7 protein-coding genes are annotated in these 3,684 nt (G+C 30.4%); all 7 read left to right on the top strand.

Annotated elements, in window-relative coordinates; genetic code table 11:
* Window positions 1-492 (top strand): transposase (locus tag AP75_RS13465; RefSeq protein WP_143755914.1); only part of this gene is annotated, 492 nt, incomplete at its 5' end.
* Between the two features lie 152 nt (window positions 493-644).
* Window positions 645-848: a hypothetical protein gene (locus tag AP75_RS13460; RefSeq protein ID WP_031501658.1), complete on the top strand. Its 204-nt coding sequence runs from the start codon at window positions 645-647 to the stop codon at window positions 846-848.
* A 5-nt stretch (window positions 849-853) separates the two neighbouring features.
* The gene (locus tag AP75_RS13455) at window positions 854-1,051 is read left to right on the top strand and encodes a hypothetical protein (RefSeq protein WP_051872515.1); all 198 of its coding nucleotides are present in this window, start codon (window positions 854-856) and stop codon (window positions 1,049-1,051) included.
* Between the two features lie 4 nt (window positions 1,052-1,055).
* Window positions 1,056-1,481, top strand: a complete 426-nt coding sequence (locus tag AP75_RS13450; RefSeq protein WP_031501656.1) for a lipocalin-like domain-containing protein — start codon at window positions 1,056-1,058, stop codon at window positions 1,479-1,481.
* 15 nt (window positions 1,482-1,496) lie between these two features.
* Complete coding sequence (locus tag AP75_RS13445) at window positions 1,497-2,177, top strand: hypothetical protein (RefSeq protein ID WP_143755912.1); 681 nt, start codon at window positions 1,497-1,499, stop codon at window positions 2,175-2,177.
* Window positions 2,178-2,180: 3 nt separating this feature from the next.
* Window positions 2,181-2,600 carry a WG repeat-containing protein gene (locus AP75_RS13440; RefSeq protein ID WP_031501653.1) on the top strand — a complete coding sequence of 140 codons (420 nt, stop codon included), beginning with the start codon at window positions 2,181-2,183 and terminating at the stop codon, window positions 2,598-2,600.
* Between the two features lie 8 nt (window positions 2,601-2,608).
* Complete coding sequence (locus AP75_RS13435) at window positions 2,609-3,565, top strand: helix-turn-helix transcriptional regulator (protein ID WP_031501652.1); 957 nt, start codon at window positions 2,609-2,611, stop codon at window positions 3,563-3,565.
* Window positions 3,566-3,684 lie beyond the last annotated feature (119 nt).

The raw sequence follows: 3,684 nt of genomic DNA, 5'->3' as shown, positions 1-3,684 counted from the left end.
GAAGGTGTAGATCTGATGGCTATTGAAGGGGTAAGTGAGGGATTGATTATGACCCTTATTGCTGAAATCGGATTAGACGGTATTAGGAAATTCCCCTCTGCTAAACAGTTCACGGCCTGGCTTAGGCTTGCGCCAAACAACAAGATAAGCGGAGGCAAGGTGCTGTCCAACCACATCCCGAAAGGAAGTTCAAGGCTCAAAATTGCCTTTCGAAACACTGCCAATGCCATCGGTAATCTCAAAGAAGGCTGGCTCGCAGACTTTTTCAAAAGGTTGAACTACAAGAAAGGAAGAGCAACTGCTGTCTCTGCACTGGCCCGCAAACTTGCCGTCATCATCTGGAACATGCTTGTGAAAGGGCAAAGCTACCAACCACCTTCACTATATCTGTTCCTTGACGAGAAAAGAAAAATTGCTGCAGCCAAAAGAATTCAAAAACAAATCACTAAATTTGGATTGACTGACAGAGATATTGAAATCACAAAATACTGATTATCAATATTAAAATTTAACGTTAGTCAGAATGTTAAAAAATTCCGTTCCAAAAGAAATTTTCTCTAAAGTTTAAATTATTTCAATATTTTTTGATTTGCAATATTAAACAGACATATTTTGTCTGTTTAAAAATTTATATTTGCATCATTATGAATGAAATAAAACTAAAAATATTTAATATCATTACAGATTATTGCAATGAAAACCCCAATCAACGATTAGGGCAAATATTATTCAATCTAAATATCAATGAATTTAAAAAAGAATCGGAAGAAATGAGGGATATTTACAACGATTCCGACAAAAATATTTTAGAAAGAATAGAAGCAAGAATTAAAGAACTAAAAAAATAAAAATTATGGCAAAACTTTGGAAAGTTACCGCAAAAAGAGACAGTGGAAAAATTGTTAAAGGAATGAGTGTGGAAATTGTAATTTCAGACAGAAGTGGAGAACCAAGACCAAAAGAAATTGTAAGTGCATTTCAGACAAAATATAACATTGAAGTGAAAGAAGGAAACTGCGGAAGTTCTTATTTTGTAATCGAAAAAATATAATAAAATGCTGAAAAATATATGGATTGGAGCAATCGCTCTATTGGCTGTTTCTTCCTGTGGAGAAGATCGAGATGATGATACTACTGAACAAACAACGATTAGCAAAAAAATAGTAGGAACTTGGACAATTGTAAAAAAGGAAAGCAACGGAACCAATGTTCCAGCATCTTTACCATGTTTAAATCTTGGAAACTTTTTGTTTGATTCTAATAACAAGTTATTTGAAAACCATAATTCGGTTGTTACTAACAACTGTATAACGGATACTGACAATTATACATTTACAGTTGATGAAAACAATAAGAAAATCACTGCAAAAAATACTCAGAATGATGTATTGATTTATGTGGTTTCAAGTTTGTCGGAAAATGAATTGGTTTTAGTAAATTCTGAGGGAAGTGATACTACAAAATATACGTTTAGTAAATAATTGAAACAAAATATTATGAATGATTTTGAATTAAAAAAAGATAAATGGCTGAAAGAAGTTGCAGAGCAATGTCATGAATTTGCTTTAAAAACTGATTTAGATTTTTATGTTTTTCAAACTCCTATTTTTTATAGTCCTGATTTGTTGATAATAGGAATAAACCCTGGAGGAAATAAATCTTACAGTCAATTACTTTTAGACAAAGGATATAATAAACGACCTTTTGATGATTTAGGATACAATGAAAATACATTGAATACAAAACCAAAATGGGAAGTTGAAGCAAAAGAAAAAGGTAATGATACTATGAGAAATGCTTTTAAGAGAGTATTTAACAAAGATAATAACCTTAATGTTTTGGAAAATTCAGTAATGATGAATATGTTTTATTTTAATACTCAAAAAGAAATCCATATTAATAATATTGATATTAAGGAAGAAATTAAAAATTATTGTATAGAGAAAACAAGAGAATTTATTGAAATTTTAAATCCTAAAAACATCCTTTTTTTAACAAGCAATAATACAAATCTGAAAAATTGTTCGGTTAAAAATATTGAAACATTAGGAAGTAATGTCAAAAAAGGATTATTAGGAGAGAGGGTTATTTATGCGATTCCACATTATGGGTCATATTCAGCTTATTCTTATGTAAATGCGGAAAAAATGGGTAGAAAATTATCAGAAATATTTTAAAAAATGAATAGACTCCAACCCAAAGACGTAACAGAAGTTTTTACTTTTTACCGAGACGAGAATAACGGAAAAGAGCCAACTGAATGGGAACATGTAACAATTTTTGACAAGCAAGGCTACGGAATAATTTCTGTTGATGGTTATTCTGGTGTAATTGATAGAAATGGTAACATAATAATTCCTTTAGAATATAATAATCTCATTGATTTTGAAGAGCTTGAAAGTAAAATAATTCTTGGAAACAAAGGAGAATTATGGGGATTTATCAATTGGAAAAATGAAATTATAATTCCATTTGAATATTCTTATGCTTCTGTCTTTCAAGATGGAGAAGCCAAAGTTTGTAAGGACGAAAAATACTACATAATAAATGAGCATAATCTTATCATTAAAGAGATTGATGGATTAGATGAAATTTTATAAGCAAAATAATGGCAAAACTAGAACAAATTCATCGTTTATTGTATATCGCAGAATTACTAAAAAGTAAACCTAATGGAATCACTTATGAAGAAACCAAAGGCTTTCTTGAAGAAAAATTTCAAGAAAAAGGATTTGAACTTAAATTTAGTGAAAAAACTTTTAAACGTGACCGAAATCTGATTGCAGAAATTTTAGGTTTAGAAAGTAAATATAAAAAGGATTTAAGAACTTTTTATTTAAGTAATGAAGAGTTAGATGAAGATTCTAATAATACATTGGAGGATGTTTTGCTAATTGAAGCCTTCAGAAAGTCAAAGAAAAATTCTAAAATTATTATATTTGAAAAAAGAGAACCGAAAGGTTTGTATCATTTCACAGATTTTGTTGATGCTATAAAAAGACATAGAGTGATTTCCTTTGTCTACCAAAAATTCTATGAAAAGGAACCTGAAAAAAGAGTTGTAGTTCCTTACGCCTTGAAAGAATCTCAAAATCGCTGGTATCTTTTAGCAACTGATTTCTCTGTCGAAAATAAAAAATCGGTTGAAGATTTTCTTTCCAGCGATGAAAAAATGAAGATTAAAAGTTTCGGTTTAGACCGTATCTCTAATGTTGAAATTCATCACACAAGACAACTTCGTTTTGATGATATTTTAGAAGATTCATTCAAGAATTCATTTGGAGTTTCTTCTACTGTAGACCAAACTCCACAAGAAATTGTTTTGTCTTTTACACCACATCAAGGGCAATACATAAAATCCTTACCGCTACATCATTCACAAGAAATATTAATTGATAATGAAAAAGAATTGCGAATAAAAGTTACGCTTTATCCAACTTTTGACTTCACACAAAAAATTCTTTCTCACGGACATAATGTTACAGTTATTTCTCCAGAATCCTTTCAAAATGAACTAAAACTAGAAATACAAAAAATGTTGAATAATTATAGTGAAAAGGCATAAAAAAAAACACTTCTGCTAATAACTAAGCTTTCGTTTTGTCTGCAAGACAAGAAATGAAAGCCCGTTGAACGGAAGCTCCGGTGGCTTTTCAGCAGTATGATGGTCCTCTTATGGGGATG

The organism is Kaistella haifensis DSM 19056 (assembly GCF_000735695.2).
In the GTDB taxonomy this organism is placed as follows: Bacteria; Bacteroidota; Bacteroidia; order Flavobacteriales; family Weeksellaceae; genus Kaistella; species Kaistella haifensis.
The sequence above is the reverse complement of the archived record's forward strand: the minus strand, read 5'-3'. Positions and strand labels throughout refer to the sequence as shown.